Here is a 20,473-nt window from a genome sequence, read left to right as displayed (position 1 = left end):
CCGATGTTCGAGCGAAGGAGACGGTCACGCGTCAGCGTCGCAGCGATGACGAGCGTCGGAATTGGCCGCAAGTACTCATCCGACTGCAGCGAGAACTGACCCATCGGTCGTACCGACCTGCCGATCATGATTGCGTCTACATCCGAAATCATATGAGGTGATGCGTCATCCCCTCCCGACAAATGGCATTTTCGTCGCCATCACGGTGTGAAAAAGCACATTCGCATCGAGCGGCAAGTTCGCCATATGCGCCACCGAACGCCCCACGATTTCCGCGCCGATCAGCGGTTCAGCTGCCAGTTGCCCATTAGCCTGCGGAACCCCGTGCGCCATAGGCCCGGCAAGGGTACTGTGCGCATTGCCCACGTCGATCTGGCCCACGGCAATGTCGTACGCACGCCCATCGAGCGCGGCGCAGCGCGTCAGGCCCGTCACAGCGTGCTTCGTGGCCGTGTAGGCGATCGAATTCGGTCGCGGCACCCAGGCCGACAATGACCCGTTGTTAATGATGCGGCCGCCACGCGGGGTTTGCGTCGACATGATCCTGAACGCTCTCTGCAAACAGTAAAACATGCCGTTGAGGTTGACGTCGACAGTGCCGCGCCATTGTTCGGGCGTCCACGTTTCAAACGAACCTGGCGGATTGCCAACGCCCGCATTGTTGAACAGCAGATCGATCCGCCCGAAACGCGCAACGACGGCGTCAAACGATGTTGTGACCGCAAGCGGATCGGACACATCGCACGACACGGCGAATGCGCGCTCTTCGAACGCATCGTCACTGGCGATCTCCCGCAACGGCTCGATACGTCTGCCGAGCAGCGCAACCGCCCATCCGTCCCTCAGCAATTCGAGCGCCGCCGCCTTGCCGATGCCCGACCCCGCGCCTGTCACGATAGCCACGCGCGGCATCTGCGTCCGGTTTGTCTGACTCATGCTCGCCCCGTCAGTGGTTATCGCGCGATTCGCCGCGCAACTCGATAATGTTGAGAAACAGGGTCGCCGGTTCGAGACACGCGCCGTTGCCCTGCTGACCCACCATGCTTCGATACATTTCCTCCCAGGGTGTCTGATTGGGCAGCGACGGCGCAGACCACGCGGCCCGGCGCGCAGCGAGTTCATCATCGGAGACCAGCAGATCGACGCGACGCATCTTCAGATCGACACGCAGCCGGTCGCCCGTTTTCAGCAGCGCCAGCCCGCCGCCTAACACAGCTTCCGGCGATACATTCAGAATCGACGGACTCCCCGAAGTGCCACTCTGGCGCCCGTCTCCCATCGTCGGCAGCGTGTCGATGCCGCGACGGATCAATGCTGCGGGCGGCTGCATGTTGACCACTTCGGCGCCGCCCGGATAACCGACGGGTCCGCAGTTCCGCATGACCAGCATGGAGTTTTCGTCGATTGCAAGCGCGGGATCGTCGATCCGTGCGTGATAGTCCTCCGGGCCTTCGAAGACCACAGCCGTGACTTCGAATACATCCGGATCGCCGCGATTCGACAGGAAGCGCTCACGAAACCGTGCGTCGATGACGCTGACTTTCATCACAGCGTTGTCGAACAGGTTCCCGCCGAGCACGATGTGGCCGCCTGCGGGCCTGAGCGGCGCATCGAATGCCCGGATCACTTCACGATCCGGCTCAGCGACCTGCGCCAGATTCTCCGCCAGCACCCGCCCGGTGACTGTCATTTCGCCGCCGTGCAACCGGCCCGCGGCGAGCAATTCCCTCATCACGCCCGGCACACCACCAGCACGATGAAATGCTTCGCCGAGGAAACGTCCCGCAGGCTGGCAATCGACAAGCAAAGGAATGTCGGCACCGACGCGCTGCCAGTCATCGAGCGAATGGGCTACGCCCATGTGTCGGGCGATCGCGATCATGTGGATCGGGCAATTCGACGAAGCACCAATCGCGGCTGCGACGGCCACTGCGTTTTCGAAGGCCTTGCGCGTCATGATGTCCGACGGCCTGAGATTTTCGCCGATCATCTGCACAATCCGTTTGCCCGTCTCGTACGCAAACCAGCCGCGCTCGCGATACGGCGCAGGCACCGACGCGCAACCGGGCAACGACATGCCGAGTGCTTCGGCGAGCGAATTCATCGAAAGCGCCGTGCCCATCGAATTGCAGTGCCCCGCCGACGGTGCCGACGCCGCGACCTTCTCCATGAACGCCGCGTAATCGAGTTCGTCTCTCGCGACTTCCTTGCGCGCCTCCCACACGACGGTGCCGGAGCCCACCAGTTTCCCCTGATACCAGCCGTCGAGCATCGGACCACCGGAGAGCACGATCGCCGGAATGTTGACGGTCGCAGCGGCCATCAGGCAGGCGGGCGTGGTCTTGTCGCAACCTGTCGTGAGTACCACGCCGTCTAGCGGGTAGCCATGCAGTACTTCGACCAGCCCGAGATAGGCCAGATTGCGATCGAGTGCCGCCGTCGGCCGCTTGCCGGTTTCCTGAACCGGATGAACAGGAAACTCGAGCGGAATGCCGCCCGCGTCGCGGATGCCGTCGCGCACGCGTTTTGCAAGCTCGATATGGTGTCGATTGCACGGCGCGAGATCGGAGCCTGTCTGCGCGATTCCAACGATCGGCTTGCCCGACTGCAACTCTTCGCGCGTAATGCCGAAGTTCATGTAGCGCTCGAGATACAGCGCAGTCATGCCGGGGTTCGATGGGTTGTCGAACCAGCGGCGGCTGCGCAGCGGCCTCGGCGCGCGTGCTGACTGATCAGATGTCAACGCTTTCTCCTCAGGCTGCGTATCGGGTGCGCAGCAGCGCTGCATATCGGTCGATGAACGACGTCACCGCTTCTTCGAGACGTCGCAGATCGCCTTCGTCGTGTGCCAGCGTCAGCACGATGAAGCCGCGGCGCGCGACGTAGCATCCACGTTCAATCATGTGAAAGAAGAACAGATCTTTGAGCGGCGCGTCGGCCTCGCTGAGGTCGTCGACGGAATGGATCGGTTGAGTGCCGGCATGCAGATTCATCAGCGACCCGATGCCTGTGAACTGCATCTGGACTTGGCGTTCGCGGCACAACCCGTTGATTCGCGCCCGCAGCCGCTCGCCTTTTTCGTTGAGCGCAGCGGCAGCGCCCGGCGTATAGAGACGCGAAAGGCCCGCGTATCCGGCCGCCATCGACAGCACGTTGTTGTTGAACGTACCTGCGTGCGGCGTGGCGCCGGGCAAGCGCGGATCGAACTGCGCCATCACATCCTTGCGGCCGCCAAACGCGCCGAACGACATGCCGCCGCCAATGTATTTGCCGAATGTCGTGAGGTCGGGACGGATGCCGAGCAACGCCTGCCGTCCGCCGCCCGACAGGCGCGACGTCACGACTTCGTCGAGAATCAGCAACGCGTCGTGCCGTTGTGTCAGCGCTCGCAATCCCTTAAGGAATTCAGGTTCGCCGACGATACATCCACCTGCAACCTGCATCGGCTCGACGATAACCGCGGCGATATCGTCCCCGTGTGCAGCGAAGGCGGCTTCAACGGCGCTCAGATCGTTGTACGGCGCAACGACGAAATCGTGCGGCACATTCACCGCGCTATTGCCGCTACCGAAAGTGAGAACCCCGCCGTGATAACCGCCCTTGAAAGCGATGACCTTCTTGCGTCCCGTGAAGATGAGCGATGCGGCAATGGCCATCAGGTTTGACTCAGTACCTGAGTTCGTAAATCGCAGTGATTCGACGGAATCGAAACGTTCTTGCAACAGACGCGCAAGCGGCACTTCCAGCGTATTGTGGCCCGTCAGATTGAGACCGTTATCGAGTGCCTCGACAATGGCTGCGCGAATAACGGGGTGACTATGGCCATACATCGCCGTCGTGTACTCGGCGAGGAAGTCTGTATAGGCGTGACCGTCTACGTCCCACAAGCGCTTGCCCTCGCCGCGCGCGATCGTCAATGGGAACGGCGAAAAAAACAGCACGGAACGGGTATTGCCGCCCGGCATGACGGATAAGGCTTCAAGATGCGCCGCTTCACTTTTGGGGTTCGACTTTGCGAACGCACCCGAGGCGAGTGAAGCCGCGCGCGTGAGTTCGGCCACATCCGGCTGCGATGGCAACACGTTGGTTATCGACATATGCATTCCTGATTCATTCGGGATCTGTTGCTGAATACGTGTTCTGTGAAATCGGTCATTCGACCGGCACGATCGATCCGCCCGCGGACCAATACACCGTCATCGGCGCCTTGATCCATTCACCGCGCTGATCGAAGCGCACTTGCCCGAACAGGGTGTTGAAGGTTGTCTGATGAAGCGTCTTGTCGAGCGTTTCTGCCGATAGCGATTGCGCCTTCGCAATTGCCGCGCCCATCATCATCGTGGCGGCATAGAAGGAAGGTGCCTTCTGATCGGGATCGACACCATATGCAGCTTTGAATCGGCCCTCGAAGCGTTTGCCATCGGGTAACGCGGCGAGCGGCACACCGCCCTGCGGACAGTACATTTTTTTGTCGAGGGCGCCGTCGGCAAGCTTTGGAAATTCGCCGACGCACAGTCCATCGCCACCCATCAATACGGCGTTAATTCCAAGGTCGCGCATTTGCCGGGCCAGATAGGCCGCTTGCCCGTAATAACCGCCATAGAAAATGGCCTGCGGTTTCTCGAGCTTCACCCTCGACAGAACCGCTTTGAAATCGACGGTGTGATCCGTAGCGTATTCGCGCGCAACAATATCGATGCCCTGCTTCTTCGCCGTACTGGCAAACACATCGGCTACACCGGCACCATAGGCCGTGCGATCGTCTATCACCGCGACGCGCTTCAGATGCAGCGTATTCGCCGCATAATCAGCCATCTTTGCGCCAAGTACATTGTCATCAGTGGTCAGACGGAATACGTACGGATAGCCGGGAACCGTCAATGCGGGGTTCGATGCCGCAGGCGTGATCATGATGACCTTCGCATCGTTGTAGATCTTCGACGCGGGAATCGTCACGCCCGAATTCCAGTGCCCGATTACTGCGAGCACACCGTTGTCTACGAGTTTCTGCGCAACAGTCACTCCTGCCTTCGGATCGGATTGATCGTCCACGGAAATCAACTCGAACTTGAGCGGCTGGCCATTCAGCGTCATATGCTTTGCGTTGAGGTCCTCGACAGCGAGTCTCGCGCCGCGCTCGTTGTCCTTGCCGCTCGCCGCCTGCGAACCTGTCAGTGGACCTGCGACACCAATCTTCACCACCGTGTCCGCAAGAACCGTCGCGGATGCCAACGCGACGCCCAGGCCTGCCACAAGCATCTTCATTCCAGGAATACGCATGATCATGCCCCGTCACTCGTTGATGAGATGTTCCAGCACGCTGCGCACAGGTTCGAGCGTCGCGAACTCGTAATCAGGGCGTGCCTGGAAATCACCCAGCTTCTCGGCACCACGATTGATCCACGCCACCTTGATACCGAGCGGCTTGGCACCGTCGATATCGGCCCACGTGCCGATCGAACAATGGAAGATTTCGTCGGCTCGCATGCCAAGCGTGGTAAGCCCAGTTCTAAAGATCGTTTCCGATGGTTTGTAAGCGCGGGCCATTTCTGCCGTCGTCACTTTCGGAAAGTACTCAACCAGACGACTTCGACGCCACAGATCCGTGTCCATGTTGGTAATCGGCATGAGCACGAATCTGTCGCGCGCCCAGTCGAGAAACACAACGGCGTCGTCAAAAGGCGGAGATGATTCAACCAGATGTGTCAGCAGCAACTCAGTCAACGCTGCCATGTCCTGCCCCCTGGTGCAGCCTTCATGTAGCGCCTCCAGACAATCGTTGAGCGCCTGTTGCGCGACCTCGCGATAGCGCCGGTACGCGTTGCTTCTGTAGCCCTGCACCGTGCGCCTGTCCCAGTCCGCATAGACATTGGCCGCTGTTTGCGTCGTCGTGAGCGCAAGATGCTGCAATACGCCTTCAATACCGCGAATACCGCCCGTCGCCACATTGACGAGCGTGCCAAAGTAGTCGAACGTTAGTGCTTTTGGTTTCATAGCTCTTCTATCGTGTAGTAGTGCTAACTCAATAAATATTGACCGGCTTCGAGACTGCCCTTCGACTTCGGCAGCCATGTCGACACGAGCGACGCAGGTTCCCTCCTCTTCACGCGCGAACCATGTCAATACCATCGCGGACCATCAGCAACGCTCTCGAAGTGAATTTAATGTACGCCGTACAATTAAAATGCGCAAGCGAGCAGAATTGCGGGTTTTCCCCGACATCTCGCGCGATCGCACCGATTGCAGTAGAGTGACGCTCGTTCGAATTCACCGGCGAGAACTCACGTTGAGCAGAAAGGAAGCGTCAGCGGCGGCGACCGCGCCCGAAAAGAAGCGACGTGGCCGGGCCCCGAAGGATCAGGGGCTAACGAGGGAACGTATCGTGGAAGCGGCCCTCGCATTGATCGATGCCAAAGGCTACGCATCGTTCAGCCTGCGCGACGTCGCGAGAGAGCTAGGTGTCTATCCGACGGCTATCTACTGGCACGTGCCGAGCCGCGACGAGTTACTCGTCGAAGTGATCGCGGCGGCATTGGGTGACCTTGTTCCGCCAACACTGCCGGCCGTGCGCTGGCGCGACTGGTTGAAGGAACTGTTCAATCGTTATCGCGATGCCGTGGCGCGGCATCCGAACATCGCACCGTTACTGGGTTCGCAGATCATTTCGAATGCCAGTATGAATCCCGTGATGGTCGAAGCGGTTCTCCAGACCTTGCTTTCCGCGGGCTTCAGGCCCGAAGATCTGATTCACGTGTACAACACGGTGATTACCGCGATGGTCGGGTTCGTGACGCTGGAATTCGCGGGCCACGGTGCCGACGAACGTGACGCATGGGAAGGCAGATTGCGCACGCGATTCGAAGAACTCGACCCCTCTGCCTTTCCCGTTCTGACGTCGAATGTCAAACGACTTTCAAATCAGGCATTCATCGTACGCTGGAAGGGCGGTACCAATTCGTCGCTGAAACAGAGCCACGAGCGGTACATCGATGTCGTACTGGACGGACTTCAGCGGCAACTACCGGGTCCCGGAGGCTCATGAATAGCACGCATGGATTGTTCGGCTGCGCGACATGGCACGAAATGGCTCAAAGAGGACTTCACACGTGCAACAGCGACGTATAACGGTACGACGTTCGGGTGCATGACGGGATTCTTTGCCCTGGGGCCCATCGCGGCCGGCTAGCGGCTTATCGAATACAGGGGTGGGCTGGCGGCGGGCGGCCGCGCGGCGGCGTGCCCATGTCGCACACCTTCGTCTTCGGCCTCTCGGACGGACGGGTAATTGATGGCAGTCGCGATGGCAACAGTGCCCGCGTCCTGAATCACGCGTGCTCACCGAACTGCGAAGCCATCGAATCGGGTGATCGTGTCTTCATCCATGCCTCACCGACATGGCGGCCGGCTGCGAGCTGTTCATCGACTATGCGCTGGCAATCGAGAGCGAACCCACCGACGAGATCAGGCCACAGTACGCATATCGCTGGAACTCACCCGGGTGCCGGCGATCTATGCTCGGCGCCTCAGATAGGTGACGTCGATCAACCGAATGACTGTTGCCCGGGGGCGCCGGACGCCCCTTCGCGGCCCACTTCTGCCGTTCCACGTTAGGTACGCCGAGCGTCTCTTAAGGGAGTGCAACGGTCAGTCGCTCGCCGTGTCGAGGGCGCATCGTCGGCCGACTTTCGGTGGACTTTCTTGAACAACTGCAACCCTACAGACCTCCGAAGGTTGCAGCGCGAGGACGCGGAATGGCCTCCCGCGGAATCTCCCGTTGCTCGGCAACGGTGACGTGATTTATGCCAATCCGCCTGCCGGAACAACCGACGTCATGCACAGTGCTGCACGATCCCGCCCGCAAAATATCGCGTCAATGTGCAGGCGAGTTCCTCCGCTATACAGGCCGCCGAGCGACGCAACTCCGATCGACTTCCATGATCGAACTGTACCCGATCAGGGCGAGGCTCCGGTCGATTTCCTCCTTGATCATTGCGACGACATCAGACACACCGGCCTCGCCTTTCGCGGAGAGGCCATACAAGGTGGCGCGTCCGAGCATCACGGCCGTCGCACCCAATGCGACCGCCTTTACCACATCGGCTCCTCTTCGAATACCACTGTCCAGAATGAGATCGGTGGTCGGAGTCGCATCGGAAATGCTCGGCAATGCGTCGATCGGTGCAGGAAGATCCGCAAGCTGTCGTCCTCCATGATTGGAAACGATGACACCGTCGGCACCGATTTCCACGCATCGTTCGGCATCCTCAGCCGTCACTATGCCCTTGACAAGCAGCTTCCCGGGCCAGTCGTCGCGCAAGCGACGGAGGTCGTCCCAGCCGAAGCTCGCATCCATTTCCCGCCGCAGTACCGCAGCCTGCGAGGCGGTATCAGACGCGTCATCGGTCGCGAAGTTCTTCAACTGCGGCATGCCATTCGTTAGATAGGACCAAAGCCAACGGGGATGTGAAATGCCATCGAGAGCGCCTCGCGGAGTGACTTTGAATGGCATAGCGAACCCGTTCCGCAGATCACGCTGCCGGAACCCATTCACCGCAACATCCGTGGTCAGGATCAACGTCGAATAGCTAGCCGCACGCGCCCGGCTGACCAGGCTCTTCGCCAGATTCCGGTGTACCACGTATAACTGGAACCACAAGTCTCCGTCCGCGCCCCTTGATACCTCTTCGATGGACATATTCGACGCGGTAGAGAGTGCGAACGGAATGCCAGCCTTGCTCGCAGCGCGTGCAAGCGAAAGATCTCCGTTGGGCCAGAACGCACTATTGAGACCGGTCGGCGCGATAACGAGCGGCGAGGAGATTTGTCTTCCCAGAAGCTCGGTAGACTGCACACGCTTGCTCACATCGATAAGACGCCGGGGGCGCAATTCCCACCTGTCAAAGGCCGCGCGATTGTGCCTTAGGCCGGACTCGTCGTCAGCCCCGCCTTCCAGATAGTCGAATACCATCCTTGGTAACCGGCGCCGAGCCTCGGAACGATAGTCACCGACGGAGAAGATACCGGGAAATGCTCTTGTCATGATTGCGTCTTGCGTGATTGAAATGGAAAGCGGGGAAAGAATGCAATTTCTTACCGCTCCTCACATGACCGTCGAGCGCCAACCCCAGAGGAAGACCAGCCGCAGTTTGACGGGCAGCAACACATCGATTTATTGCGAGAATCAGCTCGTGATGCGCAAGCCAATCCGGAACAAAATCGCAGCCGGTCACGTGGTGCCTGTCGCGACGAGCCTTCAGGTCGTTCGACGGGGTAGGCACGACTCCCGTTATGCAATGCTTTGAAGCGTTGCGACAGACCGCGCCGTCTTAACGCTGCGGCGATTGCGACTGGCAGGCGGAGCGAGAAAGCGCCGCCCATTCCAGTCGCCGTTCCCGCCTTACTCAGTGACGACTTGAGTGACCAGCCGCTTCTGCCGAAGCGCCGGGATATGGTTTTTGACCGCCGACAGCGAAATCAGTACCAGCAGCATTGCGACTCCGAGCATCGCGAGATAAAGAGTCGCTCCGCCTACGGTGATGACGATGGCGCCAGCGAATGCGCTGAGAATGGCACCTAGTCGTCCAAACGCGAGCCCCGAAGCGAGGCCGGTTGCTCTCACGCGGGTCGGATAAACATACGCACACAAGGCGTACATCGTCGACTGAACTGCGTTGACAAAGAGACCGTGGACGCCCAGACCGATAACGAGGACTCTCGTGTGAGTTGCCACGTCAACGCCTCGTAGGAAAAAGGCGCTCGCACATCCTCCGGCGCAGCACACCAGGAGCGGCCAACGCGAACCAAAACGCGTGATGGCCAAGGCGCAGATGAGTGCGCCGAAGACGCCCCCCGAGTTGTATGCGGTCAGGCCCGAACCCGCAAGTGTCACAGGAAGCCCTTCCGATGCGAGCATGGTCGGTAGCCAGCTAAAGGCGGCATAGACCGCCAGCAGGCACATGAAAAACGCACCCCAGATAGCAATGGTGTTGCGTCGCTGACCCGGCTCAAAAAGCGACCCGAAGCCGTCGCGTTGCTCGAGCCTTTGCTCGGCGGCGTCGACGAAAATCGTCTGTGCACTAATTGGCCGCGACATTTTCGCGAGGAGCGCGCGCAACTCGGTCCAGCGCTGTTCTTTGCGAGCGAGAAAGCGGGGAGACTCCGGAAACACGAAAAACAGAAGAATGCCGAGGGCCAAGGGGATCGTGCCACCGATGAAGAACAAGCCACGCCAACCGAAGGTCGGCAAAACTGCACCGGCGAAGAATCCAGCAAGCATGCCTCCGAGCGGCACGCAAACGATGGTAGATGTTACGGCGAGCGTGCGGCGACGTGCAGGGGTGAACTCTGCCGTCATCGTCGTGGCACTAGGAAGCGCTCCGCCGATGCCCAAGCCCGCAATAAACCGAAGCGCGGCAATCATCGTTATGTTCTGGGCAAGTCCGATGGCACATGTTGCCGCGCCGAACACCACGACGCTACCGATGAGCGCCCAGCGCCGGCCAAATCTGTCGGCAAACAGGCCAGCGCAAGCGCTCCCGACGCCCATGCCAACCAGACCCGCCGCTACGGCCGGCGCGAACGCGTTGCGTGTTATGCCCCATTCTTTGATGATCGTGGGAATGGCGTAACCGATGAGTTGGCCATCGAAGCCATCCATGACGATCGACAGCGCGGCCAGGCAAACGATCAACTTCTGAATGAGGGTAAATGGTCCGTCGTCGAGAAGACTGCCGATGTCGGCAGTCTTTGAAGTGCTGAAGGTCTGCGAATTCATCACTCGACCTCCGCGCACGCTCTGGATGGTCTGTCGATTGCAACAGGGTCCGCGACGTCGCGCGGCGGCATAGCAAAATAAATCTTCATGACGTTGTCTCCTGGGTACGCTGCGCCGAGCTGACCGACGCGTCTCTTGATGCATGAACGCGGACGTTTGTTGTCTTCTGTAGGCGTGCCCGCGGCTATCTACTTCGCAACGGCTGATGCGTTTCGCGCGTCAATAAGCCTGACGAGTTTCGCCAATGTCTCGGTGTGCGGAACAGACACGTTGAGTGTGCGGGCCACATCGACGACTGCGCCGTTGATGCCTTCGATCTCTGTCTTTCGCCCTGCCAGAACGTCTTGCAGCATCGACGGCTTGTGACCGCGGTGCTGTTCAATCGCATGAACGATATTCGTCGAACAGGTGTTCAAGTCCGCTGAAACGCCGCTGGCATTCGCTACCGAGACGACCTCGGCGGCAACGGTCAGTGCCAGGCTCTTGCTGTCGTCCAACAATCCCAGCTGGTCCACCGTCGTTCCAGTGACCGCACAAATGCTGTTGAGAGCGGCGTTGAAAGCCACTTTTTCCCAGATAGCTGCCCAGACGTTGTCGTCGACCTGACAATTCAGTCCAGCAGAATTGAGGGCTTCGGCGACGGCACTGACTTTGGAAGTGCGTTCGCCGTCGGCACTCATCATCCGAATATTCCCTTCGCCGTGACTGCTCACCGAGCCAGGCCCGACGAGGTCTGCCGGCCACGTGGTGACTCCAATGAGCACGTTAGCGAGCGGAACAAAGTCACGAATCGCTTCGACGTTCCCGAGTCCGTTTTGCAGCGTGAGCACGGCGGTTGTCTCGCCGAGCAGATGCTCGATGCCAGACAAGGCCGCGCGGGTGTGCATCGACTTCGTGAAAACCAACAGCAACTCAGGCGTTTTGTCCGTCGCTCCCGGTCGCATGGCGGCGATGTTCTTAATGGCTCGAGTATTGCCATCTGTCTCTACGCAAAGGCCGTTCGCACGAATCGCTTCTAAATGCGGCTGATTGATGTCGATCAGCGTCACTGAGTGACCGGCTTCCGCGAGGCGACCGCCGAACATCGACCCCATCGCTCCTGCACCGAGTACGGCTATTTCCATAGTTGACATGTCGACCGTGGCTGCGGTCCTACCTGAGTTGTTGAGCGAGTTGACGAGTTGATCGGGGTATAGCTCAGAACGGATAGTGTCGCGGCGACGTTTGCACAGTGACCCAGCGCAGGTCGGTAAACGCGGCAATGCCTGCGTGTCCACCGAAGTGGCCAAAGCCACTACCCTTGACGCCTCCAAAAGGCATCTGCGCTTCGTCGTGGACGGTCGGCCCGTTGACATGGCAAATCCCGGATTGGATGCGACTGGCTACCCGCATCGCGCGCGCGACATCGCGACTGAACACGGCTGCGGCCAGACCGTATTCGTTATCGTTAGCGCATCGGATCGCTTCTTCTTCGCCGTCAACGCGCACGATTGCCTTGACGGGGCCAAACGTTTCTTCGCTGTAGATCCGCATGTCCGGCCCGACGTTATCCACGAGCGTTGCAGGCATAAGCGTGCTGTCTGCCTTCCCTCCGCAGACCAGGGTTGCGCCTTTGAGCAGGGCGTCATCAATCAGAGCGTTACATCTCTGAACCGTCGCGATATCGACAACAGAGCCAAGAACGACCGGCCCCGTTCGCGGGTCGCCAAGCGGCAGCGTTTTGGCCTTTTCACCAAGTTGACGAACGAAGTCGTCGGCGATTGAGCGATCAACGATGATGCGCTCTGTGGACATGCAGATTTGTCCCGAATTGGCGAAGGCACCGAAAGCTGCACCATCGACCGCCGACGCTATGTCGGCGTCCTCGAGCACGATCAGCGGGGCCTTTCCGCCCAGTTCGAGAACGGACGGTTTGAGATGCCGTGCGCAGCTTTCTGCAATGATTTTCCCGACCTTTGTCGAGCCCGTAAAATTGACACGTCGGATGGCCGGATGCGAAATCAGCGCCTCGACAACCGTACCTGCGTCAGCAGGCGCGTTGGTCACGAAGTTGACAACGCCTGCGGGCAACCCCGCATCCATGAAGGCTTCTGCAATAAGTGCGTGCGTCGCCGGACAGATCTCCGAACCCTTCAGTACGACCGTGTTACCGCAAGCGAGTGGGAGGGCAACCGCACGGACGCCAAGGATGACAGGCGCATTCCACGGCGCAATTCCGAGGCACACGCCTGCCGGTTGCCGAACAGCCATCGCCAGGCTGCCAGGAACATCGGACGGAATGACTTCGCCCGAAATTTGCGTGGTCAGCGACGCTGCCTCTCGCAGGCCGTCAGCGGCCAATCGCACGTTGAAATCGGCCCAGATGCGCGACGCACCCGTTTCGGCCGCCATCGCCGAAGCAAAGGCATCCGCCTTTGCTTCGAGCGCTTGCGCCGCGTTAAGGAGATAGGAACGACGTCGCGCTGGGCCCAACTGAGACCAGTGAGAAAACGCGACGGCGGCTGAATCCACTGCGTCACGAACATCGTCAAGCGTACACGCAGGGGCCACGCTTGCGACGTCCTGATCCAAGGGGTTAGAGCGTTGAAATGTCGCGCCATTACTCGCGCCGACATGCGCTCCGTTGATGAGCATCAAGATTGTCTTCATAGTCTCCGCCGTATGTTTCTTTTTTCCTGAACGAGGTCCGTCAGGCAACCACGACCTCTACAAGACGCGGCTCGCCCGCCTCGAGGGCTTGCTTCAACTTCTCCGCAAGCTCCGCGGCGTCCGTGACACGGAGACCTTTGCAACCCATGCCTTGGGCAAGCGACACGAAGTCCAGACCCGGAAGATCGGTACCCTGAACCGGGTCGTCGGAAGCGAAGCCAAACACCGGCGCAAACTCTTGAAGCGCGGCGTAGCGCTGGTTGTTCAAAATGACAAACGTGATGGGCAGACGCATCTGCACGGCGCTATAGATCGCCTGGATGGAGTACATGCTCGAGCCGTCTCCGATCAGTCCAATCACTCTGCGGTTGGGAAGAGCGAGCGCAACGCCGACCGCTGCAGGCATGCCGTAGCCCAAACCGCCGCTAGCCATCGTGAAAAAGGTAACGCTCCTTGTGAATGGCAGATACCGTTGCATGACCGGGCGAGAACTCGGTGCCTCTTCAACGACAACGTCGTTCGGGTCGCGAAGCTCAGCCAGGGTCTGCAGCGCGAAGGCGACCGACATCACGGGCGACGGCTCAGCACGGGGTGGCCTGGGCCGAGGCTCAGGCAAAGGGCGAGCGCCAGGTGCTGCCCGCGCCAGCAGGTCAAGCACGCCGAGGCGGACATTACCGACCACCGCAGCCCCCGCGGGCGTCCACGCCGCGACATTCGGGTCGTCGATGAGTTGATAAAGGGCCGTGCCCGGAGGCACGTGCGGGCCTGTACCTTCGACGTGGTAAGAAAAAGCAGGCGCGCCAAGGACAAAGATAACGTCATGCCCATCGAGCAGCGAGACGATCTTTTCACGCATCGCGGGTAGAAATCCGGCGAAGAGTCGATGGTCCTCGGGAAACGAACAACGAGCGCTCATCGGCGCGACAAACACGCGTGCGTTATGTCTCTCCGCCAGTTGAACAACTTCCTTCCATGCGCCAGCCCGGTCGACACCGGCGCCCACCACGAGAGCAGGCGTTCTCGATGCGTCCAGTGCTGCGCCGAGTTTCGCCAACGCCTGCGGGTCAGGACGGACCGAATTGCTGACAGTCGCGCGTTCATGAAACTCCGCAGGCTGGTCCCAGTCATCCACGGGAATCGAAACGAAGACGGGCCCACGTGGCTCCTGCATTGCAATGTGATACGCGCGCTCCAGTGCGCGCGGCACGTCTTGCGCACGCGCGGGTTCAATCGCCCACTTCACGTACGGCTTGGGCAACTCGACTGCCTGTGCGGCGGAAAGGAACGGGTCGAAGGGCAAGATCGAACGGGCTTGTTGACCCGCCGTAATAACAAGCGGCGTCTGATTCTTGAATGCCGTGAAGATGTTGCCCATCGCGTTGCCGACGCCGGCCGCAGAATGGAGGTTCACTAAGGCTGCGTTTCCAGTCGCTTGCGCATAGCCATCGGCCATCCCGACGACTGCCGCTTCTTGTAAGCCCAGGACGTATCGGAAATCGGCAGGGAAGTCACGAAACATCGGAAGCTCCGTCGATCCAGGGTTAGCAAAGATCGACGTCATTCCCAGTTCGCGCACAAGCTCGATGACAACGTCCCTGACGGTGGCTCGCGTCGACGGACTGCTTCCTTCGCCTTGTTTGTCGCTGCCTGTCATTGCAATTCCTTTTTCGTTCAAGAGCGTCTGCTCTTCGGTAAAACGAGTATGAAATTCGGAGGCATGCTTGAATATTGCTTTTTTGCGCGAAACCATTTACCTTCAGGTTAAGGGTAAGAACTGGTGGAAAGTCCATATGTTTAGGTAAGGGACTGTTTATGAATGGTTTTTTAACGTTGATGGTCGATGCTGCAGCCCAGTGTCCCTAGGGAACACCCCGAGATGCGTCCTGGCGCGTTCTGCGGTCTGACGCTCGCGGGCATCGAATTGACCTGTGCGAACTCATGAGCTACAACCTCCATCAATTGCATGCTTTTACGACCATCGTGTCGTCCGGTAGTCTCGGAAGGGCCGCAGCATTGCTCAATGTGACTCAGCCAGCACTAAGTCGAACGATCAAGCGCCTGGAGGAAGATGTTGGCGCGTCGCTCTTTGAGCGGCACGTGAAAGGCATGCAGTTGACGGACATTGGCGCTGCCTTGCTGCCGCATGCTCAGCTTCTATTGCGCGAGGCAGAAAATGCGCGCGAAGAAATCGACGCGATGCGCGGACTCGCCAAAGGAACGATCAAGGTGGGAGCAGTAGGCAGTCTCGCTGCCCACTTCCTTCCTTTGGCCATCGATCGTGTCTTAGGGAAATGGGGCAACTTGCACGTCGAAATAATTGAAGGCGTGTGGGACCGCCTCGCTGAGGGGCTCATCAATTACGAGATCGACCTCGCTCTGAGTACGGCTACCAATGACAGCGACGGGATCGTGGCCGTGCCTGACTGCCGATGGGAGGACAACAGCTTCGTGGTAGCGGCTTTCGGCCATCCATTGCGCAAGAAACCTAAGCTCACTCTTGCCGACACGTTGACCGCGCGGTGGGCCATCCCTCCCAAAGGTACAGCCCCTTATGAGCACATGCGAGAGACGTTCCTCTCTCGCAACCTCGACATGCCGGATATTGCTGTCCAGACGCGGTCGGTGACAGTGCTTAAAAGTCTGGTAGCCGAATGTTCGTTTCTGAGCTGGATGCCGGAGCCAATGTACGACTCTGAAAGCAAGGCAGGGATCATGGGGACACTGCCTATTCCGGGCATTAGTGCGGCCAGAACACTGACAGCGTTTCGGCGCCGCGATGGAATACTGCCACGACCAGCCGCGCGTCTACTCGACGAACTCAGAAGCTTGACCGAGCGCGGCATGGCGATGCAGACCACGCGATAAACCGTCAATTGACGGCTCGCCGTGCTGGACGCAATGTTGTCGCAACAAGTCCTTTCGAGCAAACTGGGTGTTAGTCTGCGCGGAGGGATGCGACGACGGTGCCACGTCGGTGACTGTCAGTTTCACGGTGCGGATCGGACGTTTGACTGTCCTTCCGCGCATTGGAGTCGATGCCGATCATGGCCCGACTCCTGCCCGATATCCAGGTCCTACGCGTGAGGGAATACCTCCGTTCGCGTGGCTGGAAGCTTGAATCGAAGATGGCGACTACCGTTTGTTCGCTCACGCGCATATGTAGTTGCGAGCTCTTGCGTTACGGGGTTGGCTACCGTTACACTGAATCGTCAGTATTCTTAGAATCTGACGTGGTGCCAGTCGAGCAACTCAACTGGTTCCCGTGCATGCTCTAAGGGCGAGCGGGTTTCGACTAATTCGAAATCTTCTTATCTATCCGATCGCCCTATGTCTTCGTCCTCTGCTCGTATACGCACCCGCGCATTCATTCGCCAGTCCGGCCGTTGCTATTACTGTCGCTGCCTTATGTGGAACGACATCATCGGTTTAACGGCCATGGCCAAAAACTTTGCACTTCCACTCAGGCAGGTAAGATACTTACAGTGCACCGCGGAGCATTTAAATCCCCGGATGAACGGTGGGTCAAATAGCCATCGCAATATCGTCGCTGCATGTCGAACCTGCAATGCAAGACGCCATCGAGCCAAAGCGCCACGTGATCCCATCAGCCATCAGAGGCACGTCCAGAATCGGATGCGCCGGAAGAAGTGGCACCCCGCGTGGGTTTATGAAAGCGCGATCTGTGCAGTGCAGGGGAACTGCTTTTAGCAGTGTCTCGCCACCAACGCGGGCCAGGGTTGCAAGCGAGTGACGGCCTTTATCAGATTGACGCCGTTGAAACCGCCGCGTCGTCCAAGGCCGTCCACGAGCAAAGGCTGGGATGTTCGTCCTGGATATCGGGCGGATTCCGGACGTAGACCAGCCGTTTGATTGACAGCTTTGTGAGATGGGCGAACCGGCCCCAACCTGCTGCGTAGAGGCAATGCCACCCGCGATCTGCTCGCCGACGACCGGCCATTGAGCGTGGGCGGACGAGACCTTGGATATTCGAATTGGACGGGACCTGGACCGACCTTGTGGCCGAGAGCCGTCAAGTGTCCGCAAATCGTACTGATGTTTCTTGCGGACGACCGAAAACCGTACGGATTAGAGAACGTGAAGCAGCGTGGGCGGCGGCCAAGCTAATTGGCGATGCCCACACGGATCGGTATCCAGCTGCCCGTGCAATACTGCTTCAGTCCAGCACATAGCGCCACCTCGATACATCCGCAAGTGCATCGGATCGGCACATCAGTTGCTTTTAAAGGAACGAAATCACTGGCCTTCAACACTTCAACCGAACCAAGGCCATTAACCCGAACAGGGCAGCACGGAGACAAACCATGAAAGACGATACATATTCACTGCGCCGACAGGTGGAGAAATGGTTCGGCTCGTCACAGCCCATCTCGATTGACGTCTCACGAGTGCCCCGAACAATGGCTGCGAGATCCGGCTACAAATGCGTGCGCGTATCGCAACCTTCCATGACCTTCGAAATCATCTTTTTTCGACATGGCGATAAATCATGGCGCGTGTACCCGCCAGGCATCGAACGTCCGACACTAGATGTGCTTGCGCGCGCCGCGTGACCCGGAAGGGCATCGTAACGGCCGCCAATTGCTCGTACGAGCCGCGGCGGCAGTTCCATTCCAACGCCAACGGGCCGGTCAACCCTGACAGTTTATCCGGAGCGCCCCGCCTCGGCCCTAAGCGCCCCTCGCGCCTCGCGCCTGCGCACATCGCTCACCGCAGCAATGAGGTCGTACCGGCGGAGCTTTTCGTAAAGCGTGCTCTTGGCGATGCCCAGTTGAGCAGCCGCTTGCGTCAGGTTCCCCCCGCAGCGGGCCAGGGCGCGACGAATGTATTCGGCTTCCGCGGTCTTGAGCGAATCGCCCGTTGCCATGACCGGTTCGGTCATCTCCCCTTGCGCGAGGTGGACCGCTGTCGCAGCGGCGGCTGCGACCTCGACAGGCAACTTCTCTACGGTAATGGTGGTGCCTTCTGCTAGCAGCAAGGCGCCCTCGATCGCATTGCGCAGCTCGCGCACATTTCCCGGCCACTCGTATTTCAACATACACGCGTACGCTTCCGCGTCAAATGACCTGGGCGTCAACCCGTAGCAATCGCAAAGGTATCCGAGCCAGTACGAGATGAGCGTCGGCAGATCCTCGCCACGCTCGCGCAGACTCGGTATCGACACCGTCGTCACCGCAATCCGGTAGAACAGGTCCATTCGGAACGAGCCTTTGGCAATCGCATCTTTGAGGTCGCGGTGAGTGGCGGCGACGAGCCGGAAATTCACTTTGCGTGGTGTATTTTCCCCAAGCCGGTAAATCTCGTTTTCCTGGAGAACACGCAGCAGATGCGGCTGGATATCGAGTGGCATTTCGCCGATCTCATCGAGGAAAAGCGTGCCGCCATCGGCCGCCTCGATCTTACCGGCCGCCCCCGACTTGCGCGCGCCCGTAAAGGCCCCTTCCGCGTAACCGAACAGTTCGCTCGCCAGCAAGTCTCTCGACAATCCGCCGCAGTTGAGCGCGACAAACGGCCCTTCAGCACGCTCGCTTGCCTGATGGATGCCTTGCGCGAAGAGCTCCTTGCCGACGCCGGTATCGCCGAGCAGAAGAACGGGCACTTTTGACGGTGCAAGTTGCCGCGCCTTGTCAACTGCCGCGCGCAACGTGCGGCTGTCGCCGATAATGCGCTCGAACGCGCCGGCCCCGCTGTGCACGCTGCGCAGCTTGTCTCGCCCACCTGATGGTGAAATCGCGCCGCGCACATTGCCCGTCCCAGGTATCACGACCACGAAACCCAACACCGTAGAGCCTTCGCGCAGCGTTTCGACCTTCGCATAGTGCAACCAGGGCGGCGCATTCGCAGTCAGTGGATGATCGGCTGTCGTGTCCAGTCCGGGCAAGACGAAACCCGCATCGAGATTCACATCGAAGCCAAGGCGACGCAGCGTCGGCACGACCTGGGGGTTCGCCTTGACGAGCCGACCTTTGTCGTCGATAACGAGCATCGCGTCAGAGGCATGTGAGCCGAACCCGGATGCACAGCGATCAAGCAGACGGAGGCGCCGCTCCATCGCATCCTTCGCCAGACGGCTTTCGATCCGTCCCGCCAGCGATACCGTCAACGCAAGGCTGTACCGGCTGTATGTGTCCGCGAGGCCGGACACGTCGATTACGCCAAGCACATGGCCATCCATCGGATCGCGAATCACCGTTGCAGAACAGGTCCAGCGCTTGATGCCGGCGCAAAAATGTTCGGCGCCGTGGATCTGCACAGCCTGCTTCAGCGTGAGCGCGGTCCCTATTGCGTTGGTGCCGCAGTTCAGTTCAGTCCAGTTACAGCCGGGTACCAGTCCGACTTCGCTCGCCGGTTCCAGGATGCGCATGTCGCCTTCATGTTGAAGGATCAGTCCGTCCGGATCGGCGAGCAGCATCACCGTGCCCGTCTGCGATAGCAATTCGCGCGTTTGCTGCATCAGTGGGAGGCTCGCGCTGACAAGCCGGGCATTGGCGTCCCGCCACTGCATCAACTGGGTCTCAGCGACGGCCGGCGGCGCCCTGTCGACACCCGGATTGACATGGCCTACGAGGCAGCGCTGCCAGGAATCGTCGACCACACTGCGCACGTCCGCGGAATGCCATTCGCCTCCGCCTACCAGATGCTCCCATGCTGCCATGATGCTGGCGTCGTGCTGCGGACTGGAAAACCAGTCCATCGGCGTACCTGTCTGTTGCATGCGTGTCTCCTGACGGCTCACATCGATGCGAACCGCGAGGCCGTGCAATCGGCCTTTTCATTAAGTCTTTCAGGATGCCCTGCCATGGCGGTCCGCTAGTTCCACCATGTGTGCAATCGTACTCCGATACTGGCCGCCGTCGAGTTCCCGGCAGTCTGTGAAAAGCAATGCCTGCGCCAACCGCCCTCCCCATTGCCACCGCTTCGACGCTGCAAGGGACGCCCGAAAACAATCCGGCCGTCCGAAAATCGAACGGCCGGAAATCGAACGCCCTGCATTGGGACGCGCCGAAAAGGCCGCCAACAGCGGGCGGCCTC

At 59.6% G+C, this 20,473-nt stretch carries 15 protein-coding genes and 1 pseudogene; 5 read left to right on the top strand and 11 right to left on the bottom strand.

Annotated elements, in window-relative coordinates; all coding sequences use genetic code 11:
* Window positions 1-165: 165 nt before the first annotated feature.
* The 5 genes from BPHY_RS30755 to BPHY_RS30735 are packed head-to-tail and all read right to left on the bottom strand — an operon-like array spanning window position 166 to window position 5,994.
* Window positions 166-936 (bottom strand): SDR family oxidoreductase, encoded by a 771-nt coding sequence (locus BPHY_RS30755; protein ID WP_012405379.1) that lies wholly within the window; start codon window positions 934-936, stop codon window positions 166-168.
* 10 nt (window positions 937-946) lie between these two features.
* Window positions 947-2,743, bottom strand: coding sequence for an IlvD/Edd family dehydratase (locus BPHY_RS30750; protein WP_012405378.1), 1,797 nt, complete (start codon window positions 2,741-2,743; stop codon window positions 947-949).
* A 10-nt stretch (window positions 2,744-2,753) separates the two neighbouring features.
* Window positions 2,754-4,097, bottom strand: a complete 1,344-nt coding sequence (locus tag BPHY_RS30745; protein ID WP_012405377.1) for an aspartate aminotransferase family protein — start codon at window positions 4,095-4,097, stop codon at window positions 2,754-2,756.
* A 55-nt stretch (window positions 4,098-4,152) separates the two neighbouring features.
* The gene (locus BPHY_RS30740; RefSeq protein WP_244257825.1) at window positions 4,153-5,286 is read right to left on the bottom strand and encodes a branched-chain amino acid ABC transporter substrate-binding protein; all 1,134 of its coding nucleotides are present in this window, start codon (window positions 5,284-5,286) and stop codon (window positions 4,153-4,155) included.
* Window positions 5,287-5,292: 6 nt separating this feature from the next.
* On the bottom strand, window positions 5,293-5,994 hold the full coding sequence (locus tag BPHY_RS30735) for an HAD family hydrolase (RefSeq protein WP_012405375.1): 702 nt from the start codon (window positions 5,992-5,994) through the stop codon (window positions 5,293-5,295).
* Window positions 5,995-6,382: 388 nt separating this feature from the next.
* Between BPHY_RS30735 and BPHY_RS30730 the strand changes: the two genes are divergently transcribed.
* Window positions 6,383-7,042: a TetR/AcrR family transcriptional regulator gene (locus BPHY_RS30730; protein ID WP_244257823.1), complete on the top strand. Its 660-nt coding sequence runs from the start codon at window positions 6,383-6,385 to the stop codon at window positions 7,040-7,042.
* A gap of 64 nt (window positions 7,043-7,106) precedes the next feature.
* Window positions 7,107-7,535: pseudogene (locus BPHY_RS43430) on the top strand (SET domain-containing protein).
* A gap of 359 nt (window positions 7,536-7,894) precedes the next feature.
* On the opposite strand, the gene BPHY_RS30720 reads toward BPHY_RS43430, so the two are convergent.
* From BPHY_RS30720 to mdlC, 5 genes are all read right to left on the bottom strand, one after another.
* Complete coding sequence (locus BPHY_RS30720; RefSeq protein WP_041765682.1) at window positions 7,895-9,040, bottom strand: alpha-hydroxy-acid oxidizing protein; 1,146 nt, start codon at window positions 9,038-9,040, stop codon at window positions 7,895-7,897.
* Between the two features lie 357 nt (window positions 9,041-9,397).
* Window positions 9,398-10,774 carry an MFS transporter gene (locus BPHY_RS30710; RefSeq protein ID WP_012405371.1) on the bottom strand — a complete coding sequence of 459 codons (1,377 nt, stop codon included), beginning with the start codon at window positions 10,772-10,774 and terminating at the stop codon, window positions 9,398-9,400.
* A 188-nt stretch (window positions 10,775-10,962) separates the two neighbouring features.
* Entirely contained in the window at window positions 10,963-11,898 is a 936-nt protein-coding gene (locus BPHY_RS30705) for a ketopantoate reductase family protein (RefSeq protein WP_279612552.1), read from the bottom strand.
* A 73-nt stretch (window positions 11,899-11,971) separates the two neighbouring features.
* The gene (locus BPHY_RS30700; protein ID WP_012405369.1) at window positions 11,972-13,423 is read right to left on the bottom strand and encodes an aldehyde dehydrogenase; all 1,452 of its coding nucleotides are present in this window, start codon (window positions 13,421-13,423) and stop codon (window positions 11,972-11,974) included.
* Between the two features lie 40 nt (window positions 13,424-13,463).
* Window positions 13,464-15,077, bottom strand: a complete 1,614-nt coding sequence (gene mdlC, locus BPHY_RS30695; protein WP_012405368.1) for a benzoylformate decarboxylase — start codon at window positions 15,075-15,077, stop codon at window positions 13,464-13,466.
* Window positions 15,078-15,361: 284 nt separating this feature from the next.
* Between mdlC and BPHY_RS30690 the strand changes: the two genes are divergently transcribed.
* The 3 genes from BPHY_RS30690 (at window position 15,362) to BPHY_RS40150 (ending at window position 17,994) form a co-directional block, all read left to right on the top strand.
* Entirely contained in the window at window positions 15,362-16,288 is a 927-nt protein-coding gene (locus tag BPHY_RS30690; RefSeq protein ID WP_012405367.1) for a LysR family transcriptional regulator, read from the top strand.
* A 462-nt stretch (window positions 16,289-16,750) separates the two neighbouring features.
* Window positions 16,751-17,131 carry an HNH endonuclease gene (locus BPHY_RS43425; protein ID WP_012405366.1) on the top strand — a complete coding sequence of 127 codons (381 nt, stop codon included), beginning with the start codon at window positions 16,751-16,753 and terminating at the stop codon, window positions 17,129-17,131.
* Between the two features lie 614 nt (window positions 17,132-17,745).
* Complete coding sequence (locus BPHY_RS40150) at window positions 17,746-17,994, top strand: hypothetical protein (RefSeq protein ID WP_012405365.1); 249 nt, start codon at window positions 17,746-17,748, stop codon at window positions 17,992-17,994.
* Window positions 17,995-18,086: 92 nt separating this feature from the next.
* Here the strand turns inward: BPHY_RS40150 and BPHY_RS30680 are convergent, their stop codons facing one another.
* Window positions 18,087-20,156, bottom strand: coding sequence for a sigma-54-dependent Fis family transcriptional regulator (locus BPHY_RS30680; RefSeq protein ID WP_012405364.1), 2,070 nt, complete (start codon window positions 20,154-20,156; stop codon window positions 18,087-18,089).
* Window positions 20,157-20,473 lie beyond the last annotated feature (317 nt).

The sequence above is a fragment of the Paraburkholderia phymatum STM815 genome (assembly GCF_000020045.1).
In the GTDB taxonomy this organism is placed as follows: Bacteria; Pseudomonadota; Gammaproteobacteria; order Burkholderiales; family Burkholderiaceae; genus Paraburkholderia; species Paraburkholderia phymatum.
This window is presented reverse-complemented; position numbering and strand designations above follow the sequence as displayed.